Origin of the sequence: Flavobacterium sp. FlaQc-28 (assembly GCF_044007415.1) — a bacterium.
GTDB lineage: Bacteria > Bacteroidota > Bacteroidia > Flavobacteriales > Flavobacteriaceae > Flavobacterium.
Genome location: NZ_JBIPCM010000011.1, coordinates 93,497 through 113,175, shown reverse-complemented (window position 1 = coordinate 113,175; position 19,679 = coordinate 93,497). Strand labels below are relative to the sequence as shown.

The window sequence follows — 19,679 nt, the reverse complement described above, 5'->3', positions numbered from 1 at the left end:
TGTTTTAAATTTAAAAGCCGACTTTAAGAGTCATGATAAATGACTTGCTTCCAGGATTGTTAAAGTAATCTAATCCGTTGATTCTTGAACCAGCACCAGTTAAACTTGTTTCAGGATCTACACCTTCATAGTTTGTGTTTAACCATAAGTTTCTTCCAGTAAATGATATTTGAGCTGAATTGATTGCTGTAAATCTTTTTACATCAAAGTCATAGCTTAAAGTCACGTCACGTAATCTGATCCAGTTAACGTCTGTAACAGCTTCTTCAGCAGCTCCACCACCATCACCTAAGTATTTTTGGTAGTAGTTTTTAGCTGTAATAGCAATGTCATTTTTAGAACCGTCAGCTTTAACACCATCAATAATGTATGTGCGCTCTCTGTCTGCAGATGCCTCAGACACACCAAAGTTATGAAGTCTTGCCAATGTACCGTTGTAAACAACACCACCGTGTCTGAAGTCTAGTAAACCTGATAAAGTTACTCTTTTGTATGTGAAAGTGTTTCTTAAACCTCCTGTCCATTTTGGAGCAGAGTTTCCTAAGTTACCAGTTTCTCCATCAATAATAGCTAGACCGTCGTTTCCGATAAGTTTGTTTCCGTTTGCATCACGTGCCCATTTAGTTCCGTAGAAGCTTCCTAATGGTTGACCTTTAACAGCGTAGTATCCAATTGATCCAAAAGCTGCCTCAATTTGAATTTCGCTTAAGCTTCCTGAAATGTCAGTTACTTCATTTTGGTTTTTAGCCCAGTTTGCATTGATGTTCCATTGGAAAGGATTGCTTTTGCTGAAAATATCATATCCTAATTCAATTTCTAATCCTTTATTAACTAACTCAGCAGCATTTTGGTAAACTGATTGGAAACCGCTTGATGCTGGTAAAGGTAAAGTGATTAATAAATCCTTAGATGTTTTGTAGTATGCATTTACGTCAAATGATAAACGGTTGTTTAAGAATTTAGTACTTAAACCTACCTCATGACCTAATACTCTTTCAGGCTTTAAATCTTGGTTTCCTAAACCTTCAGAAACTGTCATACCGTTGATTCCATTGTAAGGAAAACTTAGACCATCTGTAAAACCGTCAGTCATAAATGGTTGAGTGTAAAGAGAACGTGTTCTGTAAGGGCCAGGAGCAATACCTACTTCACCGTAACCATATGTAAGTTTTGCAAAATTAATTGCCTCTGGTAAATCAAAAGAGCTTGTTATAACCCATGATGCAGATGCTGCAGGGAAAATAGCGCTGTTAGCGTTTGTTCCGTAAGTAGATGACCATTCTTGTCTAACAGATCCTGTTATGAAAAGTTGGTTTTTAATGTCAAATTCTAATTGTCCAAAAACCGCTCTTGACATTATCTTTTCTTCATAGTTTGAAGCGTATAATTGAGTAGCGTTTGATAAGTTATAAAGCCCTCTTACAGCAAGTTCTTTACCTCTTGAGAATACATCAGTGTTCTGGCTTGAGCGTAAGTTAAGACCTGCAGTATAGTTGATTTTTAACCATTCTGTTTGTAATGGAATTAAACCACTAGCGATGAAGTCAGCGTAAAATTGTTTGTTGTTGATGTTATTAAATGCTACTTCTCCTATACCTGCAAGGTTGTCACCATTAGATGAGATTGCAAAAATTTGTTTACGGTAATCAGAGTAAGCGTCAACACCACCTTTTGCAGTTAAAGATAACCATTCAGCAGGTGTGTAAGTTAAGAACATATTTCCAAAAACACGATTAACATCACTTGTTGCTGGATTTTCGTTTACTGTAAAGTATGGGTTGTCATAAGATGCGAAATAGTTTTTGTTATTTCCTTCAGCATCCATGTAGTTTCTTAAATCATAGTTTCCTACTGAACGTAATAAACTTAACATAACTCCAGAAACGTTACTACCATTTTGAGCCAGCGTATTTGTCGTACGTGTGTATTGTAAACTACCTCCAGTTTTCCATTTATCGCTAAGCTTTAAATCTCCAACAAGTCTTAAGGTATTTCTTTTCAATCCTGTTTCAGGAACCATACCAGTTTGTGTAGTGTTTCCGTAAGAAGCTCTATAAGTAGCTTTGTTGTCTCCTCCGTAAAAAGAGATGTTGTTCGTGTAAGTTAATCCTTCTTGAAAGAAGTTTCCAACGTTATCATACATTGGTACGCCTAAAGCAGATGCCGCAGGCCCCCAGCTTTGTGGTGTGTTTGTTGGTATTGAAGTTGCAGTAGCGCTAGTTCCTTGTACATACTTACCTTGTCTAGCTGGTAATTGACTTACTTTGTCAATTGCTAACGAAGTAGAAAAATCAATTCCTAAACCTCTTCCTGCTCTACCTTTTTTAGTTGTATAAAGGATTACACCATTACCAGCTCTTTCTCCGTATAATGCAGCAGCAGCAGGTCCTTTAAGGACAGATACGCTTTCTACGTCATCTGGATTGATATCTAATGCTCTGTTTGAGTTGTTGATACCAGATAAGTTAGCGTTAAAAGGATTATCTCCAGCAGTTGTTTGGCTTGTAGTATTGTCAATTGGCACACCATCAACAACGATTAGAGGGTCAGAAGTACCAGTAATTGTGTTTACACCTCTAATGATAATTTTACTTGATGCTCCAGGAGTACCTCCAGTTCCGATAACTTGAACCCCAGCTGCTTTTCCAGCTAAAGCCTGAAGAACGTTTTGTTCACCTGATCTTGTGATTTCATCTGCACTTACTTTTGATACTGCGTATCCAAGTGTTTTTTCAGATCTTTTAATCCCTAATGCAGTTACAACTACACCTTCAAGTTCTACTGAGTCATCTTTTAATTTGATGTTAATCGAAGTTGAACTTGCAGCTACTTCTTGAGATTTCATCCCGATGTAGCTAAATACCAAAACTTGGCTTGAAGAAGCTTTGATCGAAAATTTACCATCAAAGTCTGTTTGCGTTCCTGTCTTAGTTCCTTTAACTAATACACTAACACCTGGTAAAGGCATTCCTGCATTGTCGGAAACTGTTCCAGAGACAGCTCTTTCTTGCGCAAAAGAAAGTTGCGCAACTAGTACTAATAAAAGTACTAAGAATCCATTGAACTTTAGTTTCATTTTTAAATATTTTGAATTAGTTCGACAAAAATCTTAATAATTTGTTAATCTACCTAATATAAGGAGCTTTTTTTTTAGTTAAATTATAATTTTGAGAGTGTATATTGTTGTTTTATTCGTAAAAAGCGCTCTAAAATTACAAATCCATATTTTTTTGTGTTAAAATTGAGAATAATTAAAAATATTGACAATGCTGGAAATGTTAAATTTATTCAAGAGGGTTTTTTAATTGTTTTTTTTATAACTTTTATCTTAAAAAAGAGTTTGTTAGCTGTGTTGCTTTTTGTTAAAATTGTGATAATCGCTAGATCGTCGTATGTTAAGCTATTTGTAAAGCGATAAAAAAAAGGGGTGCTTGTTGTTTTGTGTTGATTATTTCTTTTTTGTAATGTAAAATAATGGTTAAGTTTTTTGTTGGTTTTTAATGTAGTGGTGACTCTTAGAATTTAACATTGTAGTTTATGTTTAGCATGCTGTTGTATAGTTTGATTTCTGGTTTGTTTATGCTTCCGTTTGCTATTGTGATTTTTAGGATTCCGTTTTTTGTTAATAGTCCTAGTCCAAGACCGGCGGAAAATAGTGTGTTGAATTTTTTTGGATTTACTGTAGTAGTTTTGTCTTGATATAGGCCGCAATCAAATATGCTGTGTATGTATAAGTTTTGGCTTGTCAGATATCGGTATTCTGTGAGGAGTAAATTGATGTTATTGCCTTGAAGGCTGTTTTCGGCAAATCCGCGAATTGATTTTAGTCCGCCAAATCGAAATAGTTCGTTTGTTATATAGTTTTTGCTTTTTAGGTACTGACTTTGAAGGTTGGTGTAGAGGTAGTTTTTCTTGTTAAGTTCAAAGTTGTAAGATAGATTTAGATTGAGGAGTAGTTGCGGAGTTGTTTTTGTTGGTGTTGCTGAGTTGGAAGTGTTTCTTTTTCCAAAACCAATTGCGGAGTAGATGTTTGTTTTTTTGTAAAAAAGATCGGTACTATTGTTGTTTTCTTTGTAATCGAAGGTTAGTGTTGTAAAAGAATTTTTATAGTCACTAATTATTGAGTTGTTTGTGTTTTGGATATCGCTTGATTCTGTGGCTTGGTAGCCTAGATAGATTTTGGAATTGTATTTTAAATAATAGCCAAGATCAATCGACGTTTTGGTGTTTTGAAAAGTGCTGTCTTGTTTGAATATGTTTAATTGTGCTTTTATTCCAAGAGAGCTTTGGAAGATGTATGGTATTTCAATTTTTGTGTTAAAGGATTGCTGTTGGTTGCCGTCGCTTTTCCAGTACAGCGAAAATTGTTCGCCTGAGTGTAATGTGTTTAATAACGTAATGTCGAGATATCCGTTGAGTCTTGGTTTTTTGTTTTCTTCATTAGAGAAGCCTATGTAGCCGTCAAAAGTGTTTGCTTTTCTTTTTTCTATATAGGTGTAAATTTTTGTAGAGTCGCTTGTGAATAGAATTTCAGGATATTTTGTTTGGTTAAGGAACTCAAAGTTGTTAATGTCGGTATAAAGTTCTTTTAATGTCTCTTGATTGAAGGTTTTGTGCGTGTATTTTTTGTTTAGTTGTTTTAGATGCCCTTTTGGAAAGTAATCTGTTTTAGTGGTGTTTTGATATTTTATAATGATCGAGTTTATGACGCGTTTTTTTTCTGATTCGAATTTTAAGTCAGAGTATATTGTTTGGTTTTTTCTTCGGATATTTTCAAGTTTAAGTTTGTTTAGTGCGTAACCTTGTTTTTCGGCATCAAGTATTATTTTGTTTAAATAGATTTCTATTTCATTATATGGAATGATTATGCTGTCGTTTTTTTTTGTTTGTAAATCGAAAATGGAATTAATCGATTTTGTGTTCAGGTGTATGCTGGTGATTTGCTTTTTTAGGATTATTAAAGCATGATAAGTGCTGTCGTTTATTTTGGTGGTGGTTGATGTTTGGTTGTCTATGTATCCTTTTTTTGATAGCTTTTGTGATGTGATTCTTATTTCATTAAGAAGGGAATTTGTGTTTTTGTGGGTTTTTGAATAATTTGTTGAATCTATCGTTTGGGTTTCGGCAGGATTTGATCCGTTAATAGTTAAGTGAAAGTTTTGGGCATAACAAGAGAAACTTAGGCTGAAGAAAAATATAAATATAAATTGTTTCAAGTGTTGTTTTGTGTTGATTAAATGCGTTACAAATATCTAATGTTTGTTCGTAAAAACATAGTGATAAATAATGTTGTTGAAAATTAATGAATTAACGTTTGTATAGTGAAAAATATTTTATACATTTGCAACCCCGTAAAAAGCGGGAATTTAATATACATAAATAATTTTTAGTATTAATTATGCCAACAATTCAACAATTAGTAAGAACAGGAAGAACTCAGATAACTAAGAAGAGTAAATCGGTTGCTTTAGATTCTTGTCCTCAAAGAAGAGGGGTTTGTACGCGTGTTTACACTACTACACCAAAAAAACCAAACTCTGCAATGCGTAAAGTTGCGCGTGTACGTTTGACAAATGGTAATGAGGTGAATGCTTACATTCCTGGAGAAGGACACAATCTACAAGAGCACTCGATAGTATTAGTTAGAGGCGGAAGGGTAAAAGATTTACCAGGTGTTAGATATCATATCGTTCGTGGAGCGCTTGACACGTCAGGAGTTGCAGGAAGAACGCAAAGAAGATCTAAGTACGGTGCTAAACGCCCAAAAGAAGCAAAAAAGTAATTTAAAAACTTTTAAGAAAAAGACATGAGAAAAAGAGCGGCAAAGAAAAGACCACTTTTACCAGATCCGAGGTTTAACGACCAATTAGTAACGCGTTTTGTGAACAACTTAATGTGGGATGGTAAGAAATCTACAGCTTTTAAAGTATTTTATGATGCAATTGATATCATTGAATCTAAAAAGCAAAATGATGAGAAAACTTCATTAGAGATTTGGAAAGATGCTTTAACAAACGTTATGCCTCACGTAGAAGTACGTAGTCGTAGAGTTGGTGGAGCTACATTTCAAATTCCAATGCAGATTCGTCCAGATAGAAAAATTTCTATGGCAATGAAGTGGTTAATACTTTATTCTAGAAGAAGAAATGAAAAATCTATGGCACAACGTTTAGCGTCAGAATGTTTAGCTGCTGCTAAAGAAGAAGGTGCTGCGGTTAAGAAAAGAATGGATACTCACAAAATGGCAGAGGCTAACAAAGCATTCTCTCACTTTAGATTTTAATTCGTAAGAAATGGCTAGAGATTTAAAATATACAAGAAATATTGGGATTGCTGCTCACATTGATGCTGGTAAAACAACAACAACAGAGCGTATTCTTTTTTATACTGGAAAGTCACACAAACTTGGTGAGGTGCACGATGGTGCGGCGACAATGGACTGGATGGCACAAGAGCAAGAAAGAGGTATTACAATTACTTCTGCGGCTACAACTTGTACTTGGAATTTTCCAACTGAGCAAGGTAAGGTTCTTCCAGAATCATTACCATACCACTTTAATATTATTGATACTCCTGGACACGTTGACTTTACTGTAGAGGTAAACCGTTCTTTACGTGTATTAGATGGTTTAGTTTTCTTGTTTAGTGCAGTTGATGGTGTTGAGCCACAATCAGAAACAAACTGGAGACTTGCTGATCAATATAGAGTTCCTCGTATGGGATTCGTGAATAAAATGGACCGTCAAGGTGCTAACTTTTTAGCAGTTTGTGGACAGGTAAAAGATATGTTGAAATCGAATGCGGTTGCAATTACTTTGCCTATTGGTGATGAGGCTGATTTTAAAGGTATTGTTGATTTAGTTAAGAATCAAGCTATTGTATGGCATGATGAAACTCAAGGAGCTACTTTTGATATCGTTGATATTCCTGCAGATATGATTGATGATGTTAAGCATTATCGTTCAATTCTTATCGAAGAGATCGCTACTTATGATGAGAATCTTTTGGATAAATATATGGAAGATGAAAACTCTATTACAGAGGAAGAAATCAACAATGCATTAAGAGCTGCTACTATTGATATGGCAATTATTCCAATGCTTGCTGGTTCGTCTTTCAAAAACAAAGGTGTTCAATTTATGTTGGATGCGGTTTGTAAATATTTACCATCTCCGTTAGATAAAGAAGGTATTGAAGGAATTCACCCTGATGATGCTGATTTATTAGAAGAAGATCAAACTAAAATCTTGCGTAAGCCAGATGTTAAGGAGCCATTTGCTGCTTTAGCATTTAAAATTGCTACTGATCCATTCGTTGGTCGTTTAGCTTTCTTCCGTGCTTATTCTGGACGTTTAGATGCTGGTTCTTACGTTTTAAATACGCGTTCTGGTAATAAAGAAAGAATTTCTCGTATTTACCAAATGCACGCTAATAAACAAAATCCAATCGAATTTATTGAGGCTGGTGATATTGGTGCTGCTGTTGGATTTAAAGATATTAAAACAGGAGATACTCTTTGTGATGAAAAGAATCCAATTATCTTGGAATCTATGAAATTCCCGGATCCTGTAATTGGTATTGCTATTGAGCCAAAAACAAAAGCTGATGTTGATAAAATGGGTATGGCTTTAGCTAAATTAGCTGAAGAAGATCCTACATTTACAGTTAGAACTGATGAGGCTTCTGGGCAGACTATTATCTCAGGTATGGGTGAGCTTCACTTAGATATCTTAGTAGATCGTATGAAACGTGAATTTAAAGTTGAAGTAAACCAAGGTGAGCCTCAAGTTGAATATAAAGAAGCGTTTACAAGATCTGCAACGCATAGAGAGACTTACAAGAAACAATCTGGAGGTCGTGGTAAATTCGGTGATATCGTATTTACAATTGAGCCTGCTGATGAAGTTGATGGTAAAGTTCCAGTTGGATTACAATTTATCAATGCTGTAAAAGGTGGTAACGTTCCTAAAGAATATATCCCTGCTGTTGAAAAAGGATTTAGAGAAGCTATGAAAACTGGTCCGTTAGCAGGATATGCTGTGGATAGTTTAAAAGTAACTTTAACTGATGGATCTTTCCACCCTGTGGATTCTGATGCATTATCTTTTGAATTAGCTGCAAGAATGGGTTATAAAGAATCAGGACGTGCTGCTGGAGCTGTTATTCTTGAGCCAATCATGAAAATCGAGGTTATTACTCCAGAAGAAAATATGGGTGATATCGTAGGTGATTTGAACCGTCGTAGAGGTCAGGTTAATGATATGGGTGATAGAAATGGTGCTAAAACTATTAAGGCTGATGTGCCTTTGTCAGAAATGTTCGGATACGTAACTACGTTAAGAACTTTATCTTCTGGTAGAGCTACTTCAACAATGGAGTTTTCTCACTATGCAGAAACACCTTCTAATATTTCAGAAGAGGTAATCAAAAAAGCAAAAGGTAACGCTTAATTTTAAGAAAATGAGTCAAAAAATCAGAATAAAACTAAAATCTTACGATCACATGTTGGTAGATAAATCTGCTGAAAAGATCGTGAAAACAGTAAAAACTACTGGGGCAGTTGTAACAGGTCCAATTCCGTTACCAACTCACAAAAAACTTTTCACTGTATTACGTTCTCCGCACGTTAACAAAAAAGCGAGAGAGCAATTTGAAGTAATGTCATACAAGAGATTGATTGATATTTATTCATCTTCATCTAAAACTATTGATGCTTTAATGAAACTTGAATTGCCAAGTGGTGTTGAAGTAGAAATAAAAGTATAATTTTATTATATTTTCTATATAAAAAGCGAGACAGAAATGTCTCGCTTTTTTTGTTGCTGTTTTTCTTTAATTTCTCATTGAATTTTTGTTGTTTGATTTTTGATTTAATGTTGTGTTTTTTATTGAAAGGTCTTTTGTTTAGGTACTTGTCGGTGTTTTTTCTTTGATTGTTTGGTCTGTTTTTGTTGATAACTTTATTTTGTTTTTGTGTTTTGGGGTGTATTTTTTTGTTGAAATATAGTCTGTTTTTAATGAGTTAGATCCTTGAATTTTGATAATGAGCGATTTAATTTTTGTAACTGTTTGGTATATTCAATTTTAATGTCTACTTTTGCACTCCCTGTTTGGAAATTTCTGTTATTTTCAAATTGAAGGGAATTTTAGTAATTAATAATTAATATTTATGTCTGGGTTAATTGGTAAGAAAATCGGCATGACTAGTATTTTCGACGAAAACGGGAAAAACATTCCTTGTACAGTAATCGAAGCTGGTCCATGTGTTGTTACCCAAGTCAGAACCAAAGGTGTTGACGGGTACGAAGCGTTGCAACTAGGTTTCGATGACAAAAACGAGAAACATTCTACTAAAGCTGCTTTAGGGCACTTTAAAAAAGCTGGAACTGTTGCTAAGAAAAAAGTCGTTGAATTCCAAGATTTTGCAACTGAACAAAAATTAGGAGATCTTATTGATGTTTCTATTTTTGAAGAAGGAGAATTTGTAGATGTACAAGGTGTGTCTAAAGGTAAAGGTTTCCAGGGTGTTGTTAAGCGTCACGGTTTTGGTGGTGTTGGACAAGCTACTCATGGTCAGCACAACCGTTTAAGAGCGCCAGGTTCTGTGGGAGCTTCTTCTTATCCATCTAGAGTATTCAAAGGAATGCGTATGGCTGGAAGAATGGGAGGAGATAATGTAAAAGTTCAAAACCTTAGAGTTTTAAAAGTAGTTGCTGAAAAGAATCTACTTGTTGTTAAAGGGTGTATTCCTGGTCACAAAAACTCTTATGTAATCATTCAGAAGTAATGGAAGTAAAAGTATTAGATTTCAACGGAAAAGATACTGGTAGAAAAGTTCAACTTTCTGATTCAGTATTCGCAATTGAACCAAACAATCACGCTGTATATCTTGATGTTAAGCAATATCTTGCTAATCAAAGACAAGGTACTCACAAGGCTAAAGAAAGAGCTGAAGTAACTGGTAGTACACGTAAGATTAAAAAACAAAAAGGAACTGGTACTGCTCGTGCGGGAAGTATTAAAAATCCATTGTTTAAAGGTGGTGGAACAATTTTCGGACCAAGACCAAGAAGTTATTCATTTAAATTGAATAAAGGCTTAAAAAGATTGGCAAGAAAATCAGCTTTCTCAATCAAAGCAAAAGAGTCGAATATTATCGTTCTTGAAGACTTTAATTTTGAAGCGCCAAACACTAAAAATTTCATTAACGTTTTGAAAGCTTTAGGGTTAGAAAATAAAAAATCTCTATTTGTGTTGGGAGAGTCAAATAAAAATGTATATTTGTCGTCACGCAATTTAAAGGCTTCTAATGTCGTAACTAGCTCAGAGTTAAGCACTTACGCAATATTAAACACTAATAATTTGGTGCTTTTAGAAGGTTCTTTGGAGTTAATTGAAGAAAATTTAAGTAAATAATAGGAGTATGAGTATCATAATTAGACCTATAGTAACTGAAAAAGTAACCAAAGAAAGTGAAGTTCTAAACCGCTTTGGATTCGTTGTTGACAAAAAAGCAAACAAAGTTCAGATTAAGAAAGCTGTTGAAGCTGCTTATGGAGTAACTATCGTTTCTGTTAACACAATGAATGTGAGACCAGATAGATCTACTAAATACACTAAAAGTGGTTTAATCAGTGGAAAGACAAATGCAATTAAAAAAGCAATTGTTCAAGTACAAGAAGGAGAAACAATTGATTTTTACAACAATATCTAAGATAGAAAAATGTCAGTAAGAAAATTAAAACCTATTACCCCAGGTCAGCGATTTAGAGTTGTGAATGGTTATGACGCCATTACAACTGATAAGCCGGAACGCTCTTTGATAGCGCCGATAAAAAACTCTGGAGGTAGAAATAGTCAAGGAAAGATGACCATGCGTTATACGGGTGGTGGTCACAAGCAGAGATATCGTATTATTGATTTCAAAAGAACTAAAGATGGAATTCCAGCTACAGTGAAATCAATCGAATACGATCCAAATCGTACTGCATTTATCGCTTTATTAGCTTATGCTGATGGAGAGAAAACTTATGTAATTGCTCAAAACGGATTGAAAGTTGGTCAGAAATTAGTTTCTGGTCCAGAATCTCAACCAGAAATTGGTAATACATTACCTTTAAGCAGAATTCCTCTTGGAACTGTTATATCTTGTATTGAGTTACGTCCAGGACAAGGAGCGGTTATCGCTCGTTCAGCTGGAACTTTTGCTCAGTTAATGGCAAGAGACGGGAAATATGCAACAATTAAAATGCCATCTGGTGAAACAAGATTAATCTTGTTAACTTGTTCGGCTACAATTGGAGCTGTTTCTAATTCTGATCACCAATTAGTTGTATCTGGAAAAGCAGGTAGAACAAGATGGTTAGGAAGAAGACCTAGAACTAGACCAGTAGCGATGAACCCAGTTGATCACCCTATGGGAGGTGGTGAAGGACGTTCTTCTGGAGGGCACCCACGTTCAAGAAACGGATTGCCAGCTAAAGGTTACAGAACTCGTTCTAAGAAAAACCCGAGTAACAAGTATATCGTAGAACGTAGAAAGAAATAATAAGATATGGCACGTTCATTAAAAAAAGGACCTTTCGTTCATTATAAATTAGACAAGAAAGTTCAAGAAAACGTAGAAAGTGGTAAAAATGCAGTTGTTAAGACTTGGTCTAGAGCTTCAATGATTACTCCAGATTTCGTTGGACAAACTATCGCAGTTCATAACGGTCGTCAATTTGTACCAGTTTACGTAACAGAAAACATGGTAGGTCACAAATTAGGAGAGTTTTCACCAACTAGATCTTTTAGAGGTCATGCTGGAGCAAAAAATAAAGGTAAAAAATAAGAAGCAATGGGAGTTCGTAAAAGAGAAGCAGCAGATGCGAGAAAAGAGGCTAATAAGTCTATTGCTTTCGCAAAATTGAATAACTGCCCTACTTCACCTAGAAAAATGCGCTTAGTAGCGGACTTGGTAAGAGGTCAGAAGGTAGAAAGAGCACTTAACATTTTAAGATTCAGTTCTAAAGAAGCTTCAAGAAAATTAGAAAAACTATTATTATCTGCAATCAACAACTGGGAGCAAAAAAATAGTGAAGGTAATTTAGAAGAAGCTGGATTATTTGTTAAAGAGATCAGAGTAGATGGTGGAATGATGTTGAAAAGACTTCGTCCAGCTCCACAAGGTCGTGCACACAGAATCAGAAAACGTTCTAATCACGTAACAATCGTGCTTGGAGCTATCAATAACACACAAAGCAATTCTTAAGCAGCATGGGACAAAAGACAAATCCAATTGGAAATAGACTTGGTATCATCAGAGGATGGGACTCAAACTGGTATGGTGGAAATGATTACGGTGATAAATTAGCCGAAGATCATAAAATCAGAAAGTATATCCATGCTCGTTTATCAAAAGCTAGTGTATCAAAAGTAATCATCGAGAGAACTTTGAAGCTTGTAACCGTTACTATCACTACTGCTAGACCTGGTATTATTATCGGAAAAGGTGGACAAGAGGTAGACAAGTTAAAAGAAGAACTTAAGAAAGTTACTGACAAAGAGGTTCAAATTAACATCTTTGAAATCAAAAGACCTGAGTTAGATGCTTATCTTGTGGCGACAAGCATCGCTCGTCAAATCGAAAGCCGTATTTCTTACAGACGTGCAATCAAAATGGCTATTGCTGCTTCTATGCGTATGAACGCTGAAGGTATCAAAGTTTTGATTTCTGGTCGTTTGAATGGTGCTGAGATGGCGCGTTCAGAAGGTTTCAAAGAAGGTAGAATTCCTCTATCAACTTTCAGAGCTGACATTGATTATGCTTTGGCTGAAGCTCATACTACTTACGGTAGAATGGGTATCAAAGTATGGATCATGAAAGGTGAGGTTTACGGAAAGAGAGATCTTTCTCCACTTGCAGGAATGGATAAAAAACAATCTGGAACTGGTGGTGGTAAAGGTGGAGATTCTCCAAGAGGAGATAGAAAACCTTTTAACAAAGGTGGTAAACCAGACGCTCGTAAAAGAAAGTAAATTTTTAAACTAAAGAAAAATGTTACAGCCTAAAAGAACAAAATACCGTAAGGTACAAAAAGGTAAGATGAAAGGTAACTCTCAAAGAGGGCATGAACTTTCTAATGGAATGTTTGGTATTAAATCTGTACATGAAGATGGAATGTTCTTAACTTCTCGTCAAATCGAAGCTGCACGTATCGCTGCAACTCGTTACATGAAGAGAGAAGGACAATTATGGATTAAAATATTTCCAGACAAACCTATCACTAAGAAACCTCTTGAAGTACGTATGGGTAAAGGTAAAGGAGCAGTTGAGTATTGGGCTGCTGTTGTTAAACCAGGAAGAATTATGTTTGAAGTTGGAGGAGTTCCATTGTCAGTTGCAAAAGAGGCGTTACGTCTTGCAGCCCAAAAACTTCCAGTTAAAACTAAGTTCGTCGTTGCTAGAGATTTCGAAGCATAATTAATATTTATTATGAAACAATCAGAAATAAAAGATCTTTCTGCAGCGGAGTTGCAAGAAAAACTTAGTCAAACTAAGAAAGTATATGCTGACCTAAAAATGGCTCACGCTATTTCTCCAATTGCTAACCCACTTCAAATTAGAAGCGTTAGAAGAACAGTTGCAAGATTGGCTACAGAGTTAACTAAAAGAGAGTTACAATAATTGTATTCTGCTGAAAGATGGAAGAAAAAAGAAATTTAAGAAAAGAAAGAATAGGTGTTGTTACTTCAAATAAAATGGATAAATCTATTGTTATTGCTGAAGTAAGAAAAGTAAAACACCCATTATACGGTAAGTTCGTGTTGAAAACTAAGAAATATGTTGCACACGACGAAACAAACGACTGTAACATTGGAGATACTGTAAGAATTAGCGAAACGCGTCCTTTAAGTAAAACAAAATGTTGGAGATTAGTTGAAATCTTAGAAAGAGCTAAATAATTATGGTACAACAGGAATCAAGACTAAAAGTAGCAGATAACACGGGAGCAAAAGAAGTTTTAACTATCCGTGTTTTAGGAGGTACCAAAAGAAGGTATGCCTCTGTTGGTGACAAGATTGTAGTATCTATTAAAGATGCAACTCCAAACGGTAACGTGAAAAAAGGAGCTGTTTCAACTGCAGTTGTTGTGCGTACCAAAAAAGAAGTGAGAAGAGCTGATGGTTCTTATATCCGTTTCGATGACAATGCATGTGTTCTTTTGAATGCTGCAGGGGAAATGAGAGGAACTCGTGTTTTTGGTCCGGTAGCAAGAGAACTTCGTGAAAAACAATTCATGAAAATTGTATCATTAGCACCAGAAGTGCTTTAATTCGTTTTAAGATGATAAAGCTAAAAATAAAATCAGGAGATATCGTAAGAGTTATTGCTGGAGACCATAAAGGTGCTGAAGGTAAAGTTTTACGTGTTTACCGTGAGAAAAATAAAGCGATAGTTGAAGGTGTAAACATGGTTTCAAAACATACAAAACCAAGTGCTAAAAACCCTCAAGGTGGTATCGTTAAGAAAGAAGCTTCTATTCAAATTTCTAACATTTCTCTAATTGATCCTAAAACTAAGGAAACAACTAGAGTTGGTATTAGAGTAGAAGGAGATAAGAAAGTAAGATTTTCAAAAAAATCTAATCAAGTACTATAGTAATGGCATATACACCTAGACTAAAAGAAGAATATAAGAGTAGAGTAATCTCTGCTCTTAAAGAAGAGTTCGGATATACAAACGTAATGCAAGTTCCTAAACTTGAAAAAATCGTTTTGAGCCGTGGAGTTGGTGCAGCTGTATCTGATAAAAAACTTATTGACTATGCAGTTGATGAGTTAACAAAGATCACTGGACAAAAAGCAGTATCTACAATTTCAAAGAAAGACGTTGCGTCATTCAAATTGAGAAAAGGGATGCCTATTGGAGCAAAAGTAACTTTACGTGGTGAAAGAATGTATGAGTTTTTAGATAGACTTATTACTTCTGCTTTACCACGCGTTAGAGATTTTAGTGGTATCAAAGCTACTGGTTTCGACGGAAGAGGTAACTACAATCTTGGAGTTTTGGAGCAAATCATTTTCCCTGAAATTGATATTGACAAAGTAAACAAAATCTCAGGAATGGATATTACATTTGTTACTACTGCAAAAACAGACAAGGAAGCAAAGTCATTATTGGCTGAATTAGGATTACCTTTTAAAAAGAATTAAGACATGGCTAAAGAATCAATGAAAGCCCGTGAGGTGAAAAGAGAGAAAACGGTAGCTAAGTACGCTGAAAAAAGAAAAGCTTTATTAGAAGCTGGAGATTATGAAGGCTTACAAAAATTACCTAAAAATGCTTCACCAGTTCGTTTGCACAATCGTTGTAAATTAACAGGTAGACCAAGAGGTTATATCCGTCAATTTGGTATTTCACGTGTAACTTTCCGTGAGATGGCTAACAATGGGTTAATTCCTGGAGTTAAAAAAGCGTCTTGGTAATCTCGCAATAAGTTATTACTTTTGCAAACCGAAAAATAATTTTTAATTGATTAAAGGTTCGGGAGACGGGTGTCTCCCGAAAACCATAATCGCAATCAAATACATATGTATACAGATCCTATTGCAGATTATTTGACTAGAGTTCGTAACGCTGTGGCTGCAAACCACAAAGTTGTTGAAATTCCAGCTTCTAATCTTAAAAAAGAAATAACTAAGATCTTATTTGATCAAGGTTATATCTTGAGTTACAAATTTGAAACGAACACTGTTCAAGGTTCTATCAAAATTGCTTTAAAGTATGATAAAGATACTAAAGAGCCTGTAATCAAAGATATCCAAAGAATTAGTAAACCAGGTTTACGTAAGTATGCTGGTGCTGCCAAATTACCTAGAATCCTTAATGGGTTAGGAATTGCTATTGTTTCTACATCAAAAGGTTTGATGACTGGAAAACAAGCTAAGCAGTTAAATGTAGGTGGTGAAGTAATTTGTTACGTATACTAATTTTAAACACTAGATAAGATGTCAAGAATAGGTAAAAGCCCAATTGTAATCCCTGCTGGTGTAACTGTTGAAGTTAAAGACGGTATTATTACAGTAAAAGGAAAAAAAGGTCAACTAACTCAGGAGTTTTCGGACGTGACTGTTAAAGTTGAAGGTGATCAAGTTTCAGTTGAAAGATCATCTGATCATAAAGACCAAAGAGCAAAACACGGATTATACAGATCATTGATCAATAACATGATTGTTGGTGTATCTGAAGGTTTTACTAAAGAACTAGAATTAGTTGGAGTTGGTTATAGAGCTTCAAACCAAGGTCAAAAATTAGATTTAGCTCTTGGATATTCTCACAATATTGTTTTAGAAATTGCTCCAGAAGTAGCTTTAGAGACAATATCTGAAAAAGGTAAGAACCCAATCGTAAAATTAACATCATTTGATAAACAACTTTTAGGTCAAGTTGCTGCGAAAATCAGAGGTTTCCGTAAGCCAGAGCCATACAAAGGAAAAGGTGTTAAATTTGTGGGTGAAGTATTAAGAAGAAAAGCAGGTAAATCAGCTTAAAAAATAAGATTATGTCATTAACAAAATCTGATAGAAGACAGAGAATTAGATTCAGAATTAGAAAATCGATTAGTGGTACTGCTGCTAACCCAAGACTATCTGTATTTAGAAGTAATAAAGAAATTTACGCTCAACTTATTGATGATGTAAATGGAGTTACTATATTAGCTGCATCTTCAAGAGAAAAAGAAATAGGAAAAGGTACTAACGTTGAAATCGCTGCTGCTGTTGGAAAATTAGTTGCAGAGAAAGCGTTAAAAGCTGGGATTGAAACCATCACTTTTGACAGAGGTGGATATTTATATCACGGTCGTATTAAATCATTAGCAGAAGGCGCAAGAGCGGCTGGACTTAAATTCTAATATATTATGTCTAAATACAAAAATGTAGAATTGGTAAAACCAAGTGGTCTTGAACTTAAAGATCGTCTGGTAAGTGTTAATCGTGTTACTAAAGTTACAAAAGGTGGTAGAGCTTTCGGTTTTTCTGCTATTGTAGTTGTAGGTGATGAAAATGGAGTAGTTGGTCATGGATTAGGAAAATCTAAAGACGTTTCTGAAGCAATTGCGAAAGCAGTAGAAGATGCTAAGAAAAATTTAGTAAAAATTCCTTTGAATGGACAATCTGTTCCTCACGAACAAAAAGGAAAATTTGGTGGTGCACGTGTATTCTTAATTCCTGCTTCTCATGGTACAGGAGTTATTGCTGGTGGAGCTGTTCGTTCAGTTCTTGAATCAGTAGGTATTCACGACGTATTATCAAAATCTCAAGGATCATCAAATCCGCATAACGTAGTTAAAGCAACTTTTGATGCTTTATTACAAATGAGAAGCGCTCATACTGTTGCAAAACAAAGAGGAGTTTCTTTAGAAAAAGTTTTTAAAGGTTAATCAAGGAAATTATGGCTAAATTATTAGTAAAACAAGTAAGAAGCAAGATCAACTGTCCTCTTTCTCAAAAGAGAGGTTTAGAAGCTTTAGGTCTACGTAAAATGGGACAAGTTGTGGAGCATGAGTCAAATCCTGCTATCCTTGGGATGATAAACAAAGTTAAACACTTAGTTTCTGTAGAAGAAGCTAAATAACAAATACTGTTATGAATTTAAGTAACTTACAACCTGCTGAAGGATCTACACACAATCAAAATAAAAGATTAGGTAGAGGAGAAGGTTCTGGAAAAGGTGGCACTGCTGCAAGAGGTCACAAAGGAGCAAAATCTCGTTCTGGTTATTCTAAAAAGATTGGTTTTGAAGGAGGGCAAATGCCGCTTCAAAGACGTGTGCCTAAGTTTGGTTTCACAAACATCAATCGTAAAGAATACGAAGGTGTTAATTTAGATACTCTTCAATTATTAGTAGACAATGGTGTGATTACTGATTCTGTTTCTATGACAGACTTCGTAGCAAATCGTCTAGCTACCAAAAATGAGATCGTTAAGATTTTAGGTAGAGGAGAATTGAAAGCAAAATTAAAAGTAACTGCCCACAAATTTACTGCTACTGCAAAAGCTGCTATTGAAGCTGCTGGTGGAGAAGCTGTAACTATATAACTTATCTATTAAGATGAAGAAATTTATTGAATCAATAAGTAATGTTTGGAAAATCGAAGAACTGAAAAACAGAATCTTAATTACATTAGGGTTGCTTTTAGTATATCGTTTTGGTGCACACGTTACGCTTCCTGGAATTGACGCAACTCAATTAACAGGTTTAGCGGGACAAACTAAAAATGGTTTAGGATCTATCCTAGACATGTTTACAGGAGGTGCTTTCTCTAAAGCTTCAGTTTTTGCTTTAGGTATTATGCCTTATATTTCTGCATCTATTGTTGTTCAGTTAATGGGAATTGCGATTCCATATTTGCAAAAACTTCAGAACGATGGAGAAAGTGGTAGAAAAAAGATTAATCAAATCACTCGTTGGTTGACTATAGCTATTACACTGGTTCAAGGTCCAACTTATATCTATAATTTATACAGAACATTGCCTAGTAGTGCATTTCTACTAGGCTTTAATTCTCCTGAATTTTTGTTCTCGTCTGTTATCATCTTAGTAACTGGTACTATCTTTGCTATGTGGCTTGGTGAGAAAATTACAGATAAAGGTATTGGAAATGGAATTTCATTATTAATTATGGTTGGTATTCTAGCTCGTTTACCACAAGCTTTTATACAAGAGTTTACAACGAGAGTTACCAATAACAATGGAGGTCCAATGTTGTTAGTTATTGAAATTATTGTGTGGCTATTGGTAATCATTTCTTGTGTATTGCTTACAATGGCAGTACGTAGAATCCCAGTTCAATACGCTCGTCGTACAACAACTGGTGATTATGAGCAAGATTTAGCAGGAGGTAATAGACAATGGATTCCTTTAAAGCTTAATGCTTCTGGAGTTATGCCAATCATTTTTGCTCAGGCAATTATGTTTATCCCTGCAGCTGTAGCTGGATTGTCTAAATCAGATACATCACAATCAATTGTTGGTGCATTTAGTAATATGTTTGGTTTTTGGTATAATTTTGTTTTTGCAACTTTAATTATTGTATTTACATTCTTTTATACTGCGATTACCGTACCTACTAACAAGATGGCTGATGATTTAAAGAGAAGCGGTGGTTTTATTCCGGGTGTACGCCCAGGAGCTGAAACTTCTGAATTTCTTGATAAAGTGATGTCTTTAATAACTTTCCCAGGATCTTTATTCCTTGCTTTGATTGCTGTGTTCCCAGCTATTGTTGTAAGTATTATGGATGTACAACAATCTTGGGCAATGTTTTTTGGAGGTACCTCATTAATAATTATGGTTGGAGTTGCAATAGATACTATTCAACAAATCAATTCATACTTGTTAAACAAGCATTATGATGGTTTAATGAAGACTGGTAAAAATAGAAAAGCAGTAGCTTAATATATTTATGGCAAAACAATCAGCAATAGAACAAGACGGATCAATCATTGAAGCATTATCAAATGCGATGTTCCGTGTGGAGTTAGAAAATGGACATATTGTAATTGCTCATATTTCTGGAAAAATGCGAATGCATTATATCAAGTTATTACCTGGTGATAAAGTGAAACTAGAAATGAGTCCTTACGATTTGTCAAAAGCAAGAATTACTTATCGATATTAAAGGATATTCACT

The 19,679-nt window shown here is 35.0% G+C and carries 28 protein-coding genes; 26 read left to right on the top strand and 2 right to left on the bottom strand.

Annotation, left to right across the window (positions count from 1 at the left end; genetic code table 11):
- Positions 1-10: 10 nt before the first annotated feature.
- A complete protein-coding gene (locus ACHRVL_RS21850; protein WP_395415392.1) occupies positions 11-3,076 on the bottom strand; it encodes a SusC/RagA family TonB-linked outer membrane protein in 3,066 nt (1,021 codons plus the stop codon).
- Positions 3,077-3,515: 439 nt separating this feature from the next.
- A complete protein-coding gene (locus ACHRVL_RS21845) occupies positions 3,516-5,216 on the bottom strand; it encodes a hypothetical protein (RefSeq protein ID WP_395415391.1) in 1,701 nt (566 codons plus the stop codon).
- A 182-nt stretch (positions 5,217-5,398) separates the two neighbouring features.
- Here ACHRVL_RS21845 and rpsL point away from each other — a divergent pair, with 182 nt between their 5' ends.
- From rpsL to infA, 26 genes are all read left to right on the top strand, one after another.
- Positions 5,399-5,782, top strand: a complete 384-nt coding sequence (gene rpsL, locus ACHRVL_RS21840) for a 30S ribosomal protein S12 (protein WP_007136570.1) — start codon at positions 5,399-5,401, stop codon at positions 5,780-5,782.
- A gap of 24 nt (positions 5,783-5,806) precedes the next feature.
- On the top strand, positions 5,807-6,283 hold the full coding sequence (rpsG, locus tag ACHRVL_RS21835) for a 30S ribosomal protein S7 (protein ID WP_017495022.1): 477 nt from the start codon (positions 5,807-5,809) through the stop codon (positions 6,281-6,283).
- A 10-nt stretch (positions 6,284-6,293) separates the two neighbouring features.
- Positions 6,294-8,450 carry an elongation factor G gene (fusA, locus tag ACHRVL_RS21830; protein ID WP_089055328.1) on the top strand — a complete coding sequence of 719 codons (2,157 nt, stop codon included), beginning with the start codon at positions 6,294-6,296 and terminating at the stop codon, positions 8,448-8,450.
- Positions 8,451-8,460: 10 nt separating this feature from the next.
- Positions 8,461-8,766, top strand: a complete 306-nt coding sequence (gene rpsJ, locus ACHRVL_RS21825) for a 30S ribosomal protein S10 (protein ID WP_007803605.1) — start codon at positions 8,461-8,463, stop codon at positions 8,764-8,766.
- Between the two features lie 403 nt (positions 8,767-9,169).
- Positions 9,170-9,787, top strand: coding sequence for a 50S ribosomal protein L3 (gene rplC / locus ACHRVL_RS21820; protein WP_057124294.1), 618 nt, complete (start codon positions 9,170-9,172; stop codon positions 9,785-9,787).
- Entirely contained in the window at positions 9,787-10,416 is a 630-nt protein-coding gene (gene rplD / locus ACHRVL_RS21815) for a 50S ribosomal protein L4 (RefSeq protein WP_089055327.1), read from the top strand. The genes rplC and rplD overlap by 1 nt, the downstream gene beginning before the upstream one ends.
- A gap of 7 nt (positions 10,417-10,423) precedes the next feature.
- Positions 10,424-10,714 carry a 50S ribosomal protein L23 gene (rplW, locus tag ACHRVL_RS21810; RefSeq protein ID WP_012022489.1) on the top strand — a complete coding sequence of 97 codons (291 nt, stop codon included), beginning with the start codon at positions 10,424-10,426 and terminating at the stop codon, positions 10,712-10,714.
- Positions 10,715-10,723: 9 nt separating this feature from the next.
- Positions 10,724-11,548, top strand: coding sequence for a 50S ribosomal protein L2 (rplB, locus tag ACHRVL_RS21805; protein ID WP_035650459.1), 825 nt, complete (start codon positions 10,724-10,726; stop codon positions 11,546-11,548).
- Between the two features lie 6 nt (positions 11,549-11,554).
- Entirely contained in the window at positions 11,555-11,833 is a 279-nt protein-coding gene (gene rpsS, locus ACHRVL_RS21800; protein ID WP_008464288.1) for a 30S ribosomal protein S19, read from the top strand.
- Between the two features lie 6 nt (positions 11,834-11,839).
- Positions 11,840-12,253 carry a 50S ribosomal protein L22 gene (gene rplV / locus ACHRVL_RS21795; RefSeq protein ID WP_395415390.1) on the top strand — a complete coding sequence of 138 codons (414 nt, stop codon included), beginning with the start codon at positions 11,840-11,842 and terminating at the stop codon, positions 12,251-12,253.
- A gap of 5 nt (positions 12,254-12,258) precedes the next feature.
- Complete coding sequence (gene rpsC, locus ACHRVL_RS21790; RefSeq protein ID WP_007803635.1) at positions 12,259-13,020, top strand: 30S ribosomal protein S3; 762 nt, start codon at positions 12,259-12,261, stop codon at positions 13,018-13,020.
- A 19-nt stretch (positions 13,021-13,039) separates the two neighbouring features.
- Complete coding sequence (gene rplP, locus ACHRVL_RS21785; RefSeq protein WP_017495016.1) at positions 13,040-13,465, top strand: 50S ribosomal protein L16; 426 nt, start codon at positions 13,040-13,042, stop codon at positions 13,463-13,465.
- A 12-nt stretch (positions 13,466-13,477) separates the two neighbouring features.
- Positions 13,478-13,669: a 50S ribosomal protein L29 gene (gene rpmC / locus ACHRVL_RS21780; protein ID WP_008464297.1), complete on the top strand. Its 192-nt coding sequence runs from the start codon at positions 13,478-13,480 to the stop codon at positions 13,667-13,669.
- Positions 13,670-13,686: 17 nt separating this feature from the next.
- Positions 13,687-13,947 (top strand): 30S ribosomal protein S17, encoded by a 261-nt coding sequence (gene rpsQ / locus ACHRVL_RS21775; RefSeq protein WP_007803646.1) that lies wholly within the window; start codon positions 13,687-13,689, stop codon positions 13,945-13,947.
- Between the two features lie 2 nt (positions 13,948-13,949).
- Entirely contained in the window at positions 13,950-14,318 is a 369-nt protein-coding gene (rplN, locus tag ACHRVL_RS21770) for a 50S ribosomal protein L14 (protein WP_007803649.1), read from the top strand.
- Positions 14,319-14,329: 11 nt separating this feature from the next.
- Entirely contained in the window at positions 14,330-14,644 is a 315-nt protein-coding gene (rplX, locus tag ACHRVL_RS21765; RefSeq protein ID WP_007803650.1) for a 50S ribosomal protein L24, read from the top strand.
- Between the two features lie 2 nt (positions 14,645-14,646).
- On the top strand, positions 14,647-15,198 hold the full coding sequence (rplE, locus tag ACHRVL_RS21760) for a 50S ribosomal protein L5 (RefSeq protein ID WP_017495015.1): 552 nt from the start codon (positions 14,647-14,649) through the stop codon (positions 15,196-15,198).
- Positions 15,199-15,201: 3 nt separating this feature from the next.
- Complete coding sequence (gene rpsN / locus ACHRVL_RS21755; RefSeq protein ID WP_031456037.1) at positions 15,202-15,471, top strand: 30S ribosomal protein S14; 270 nt, start codon at positions 15,202-15,204, stop codon at positions 15,469-15,471.
- 105 nt (positions 15,472-15,576) lie between these two features.
- The gene (gene rpsH / locus ACHRVL_RS21750; protein WP_029272051.1) at positions 15,577-15,975 is read left to right on the top strand and encodes a 30S ribosomal protein S8; all 399 of its coding nucleotides are present in this window, start codon (positions 15,577-15,579) and stop codon (positions 15,973-15,975) included.
- 18 nt (positions 15,976-15,993) lie between these two features.
- On the top strand, positions 15,994-16,536 hold the full coding sequence (gene rplF, locus ACHRVL_RS21745) for a 50S ribosomal protein L6 (protein WP_129023596.1): 543 nt from the start codon (positions 15,994-15,996) through the stop codon (positions 16,534-16,536).
- Between the two features lie 11 nt (positions 16,537-16,547).
- Positions 16,548-16,898: a 50S ribosomal protein L18 gene (rplR, locus tag ACHRVL_RS21740; RefSeq protein ID WP_068843789.1), complete on the top strand. Its 351-nt coding sequence runs from the start codon at positions 16,548-16,550 to the stop codon at positions 16,896-16,898.
- A gap of 3 nt (positions 16,899-16,901) precedes the next feature.
- Positions 16,902-17,426, top strand: a complete 525-nt coding sequence (gene rpsE / locus ACHRVL_RS21735; protein ID WP_085950926.1) for a 30S ribosomal protein S5 — start codon at positions 16,902-16,904, stop codon at positions 17,424-17,426.
- A gap of 11 nt (positions 17,427-17,437) precedes the next feature.
- Positions 17,438-17,620, top strand: a complete 183-nt coding sequence (rpmD, locus tag ACHRVL_RS21730) for a 50S ribosomal protein L30 (protein ID WP_056068811.1) — start codon at positions 17,438-17,440, stop codon at positions 17,618-17,620.
- 11 nt (positions 17,621-17,631) lie between these two features.
- The gene (gene rplO / locus ACHRVL_RS21725) at positions 17,632-18,084 is read left to right on the top strand and encodes a 50S ribosomal protein L15 (protein WP_026982954.1); all 453 of its coding nucleotides are present in this window, start codon (positions 17,632-17,634) and stop codon (positions 18,082-18,084) included.
- 13 nt (positions 18,085-18,097) lie between these two features.
- Positions 18,098-19,444 carry a preprotein translocase subunit SecY gene (secY, locus tag ACHRVL_RS21720; RefSeq protein WP_089055323.1) on the top strand — a complete coding sequence of 449 codons (1,347 nt, stop codon included), beginning with the start codon at positions 18,098-18,100 and terminating at the stop codon, positions 19,442-19,444.
- 7 nt (positions 19,445-19,451) lie between these two features.
- Complete coding sequence (gene infA / locus ACHRVL_RS21715; protein WP_007136545.1) at positions 19,452-19,667, top strand: translation initiation factor IF-1; 216 nt, start codon at positions 19,452-19,454, stop codon at positions 19,665-19,667.
- Positions 19,668-19,679 lie beyond the last annotated feature (12 nt).

Excerpts from the sequence above, each read along its gene's own strand:
- rpsH (WP_029272051.1), top strand. The coding sequence starts at position 15,577 with ATGTATACAGATCCTATTGCAGATTATTTGACTAGAGTTCGTAACGCT.
- rplP (WP_017495016.1), top strand. The coding sequence starts at position 13,040 with ATGTTACAGCCTAAAAGAACAAAATACCGTAAGGTACAAAAAGGTAAG.
- infA (WP_007136545.1), top strand. The coding sequence starts at position 19,452 with ATGGCAAAACAATCAGCAATAGAACAAGACGGATCAATCATTGAAGCA.
- rplO (WP_026982954.1), top strand. The coding sequence starts at position 17,632 with ATGAATTTAAGTAACTTACAACCTGCTGAAGGATCTACACACAATCAA.
- rplC (WP_057124294.1), top strand. The coding sequence starts at position 9,170 with ATGTCTGGGTTAATTGGTAAGAAAATCGGCATGACTAGTATTTTCGAC.
- rpmC (WP_008464297.1), top strand. The coding sequence starts at position 13,478 with ATGAAACAATCAGAAATAAAAGATCTTTCTGCAGCGGAGTTGCAAGAA.
- rplE (WP_017495015.1), top strand. The coding sequence starts at position 14,647 with ATGGCATATACACCTAGACTAAAAGAAGAATATAAGAGTAGAGTAATC.
- rplW (WP_012022489.1), top strand. The coding sequence starts at position 10,424 with ATGAGTATCATAATTAGACCTATAGTAACTGAAAAAGTAACCAAAGAA.
- rplX (WP_007803650.1), top strand. The coding sequence starts at position 14,330 with ATGATAAAGCTAAAAATAAAATCAGGAGATATCGTAAGAGTTATTGCT.
- fusA (WP_089055328.1), top strand. The coding sequence starts at position 6,294 with ATGGCTAGAGATTTAAAATATACAAGAAATATTGGGATTGCTGCTCAC.
- ACHRVL_RS21850 (WP_395415392.1), bottom strand. The coding sequence starts at position 3,076 with ATGAAACTAAAGTTCAATGGATTCTTAGTACTTTTATTAGTACTAGTT.
- rpmD (WP_056068811.1), top strand. The coding sequence starts at position 17,438 with ATGGCTAAATTATTAGTAAAACAAGTAAGAAGCAAGATCAACTGTCCT.
- rpsS (WP_008464288.1), top strand. The coding sequence starts at position 11,555 with ATGGCACGTTCATTAAAAAAAGGACCTTTCGTTCATTATAAATTAGAC.
- rplD (WP_089055327.1), top strand. The coding sequence starts at position 9,787 with ATGGAAGTAAAAGTATTAGATTTCAACGGAAAAGATACTGGTAGAAAA.
- rpsN (WP_031456037.1), top strand. The coding sequence starts at position 15,202 with ATGGCTAAAGAATCAATGAAAGCCCGTGAGGTGAAAAGAGAGAAAACG.
- rpsC (WP_007803635.1), top strand. The coding sequence starts at position 12,259 with ATGGGACAAAAGACAAATCCAATTGGAAATAGACTTGGTATCATCAGA.
- rplB (WP_035650459.1), top strand. The coding sequence starts at position 10,724 with ATGTCAGTAAGAAAATTAAAACCTATTACCCCAGGTCAGCGATTTAGA.
- rplV (WP_395415390.1), top strand. The coding sequence starts at position 11,840 with ATGGGAGTTCGTAAAAGAGAAGCAGCAGATGCGAGAAAAGAGGCTAAT.
- rpsQ (WP_007803646.1), top strand. The coding sequence starts at position 13,687 with ATGGAAGAAAAAAGAAATTTAAGAAAAGAAAGAATAGGTGTTGTTACT.
- rpsJ (WP_007803605.1), top strand. The coding sequence starts at position 8,461 with ATGAGTCAAAAAATCAGAATAAAACTAAAATCTTACGATCACATGTTG.
- rplF (WP_129023596.1), top strand. The coding sequence starts at position 15,994 with ATGTCAAGAATAGGTAAAAGCCCAATTGTAATCCCTGCTGGTGTAACT.
- secY (WP_089055323.1), top strand. The coding sequence starts at position 18,098 with ATGAAGAAATTTATTGAATCAATAAGTAATGTTTGGAAAATCGAAGAA.
- rpsG (WP_017495022.1), top strand. The coding sequence starts at position 5,807 with ATGAGAAAAAGAGCGGCAAAGAAAAGACCACTTTTACCAGATCCGAGG.
- rpsL (WP_007136570.1), top strand. The coding sequence starts at position 5,399 with ATGCCAACAATTCAACAATTAGTAAGAACAGGAAGAACTCAGATAACT.
- rplN (WP_007803649.1), top strand. The coding sequence starts at position 13,950 with ATGGTACAACAGGAATCAAGACTAAAAGTAGCAGATAACACGGGAGCA.
- rplR (WP_068843789.1), top strand. The coding sequence starts at position 16,548 with ATGTCATTAACAAAATCTGATAGAAGACAGAGAATTAGATTCAGAATT.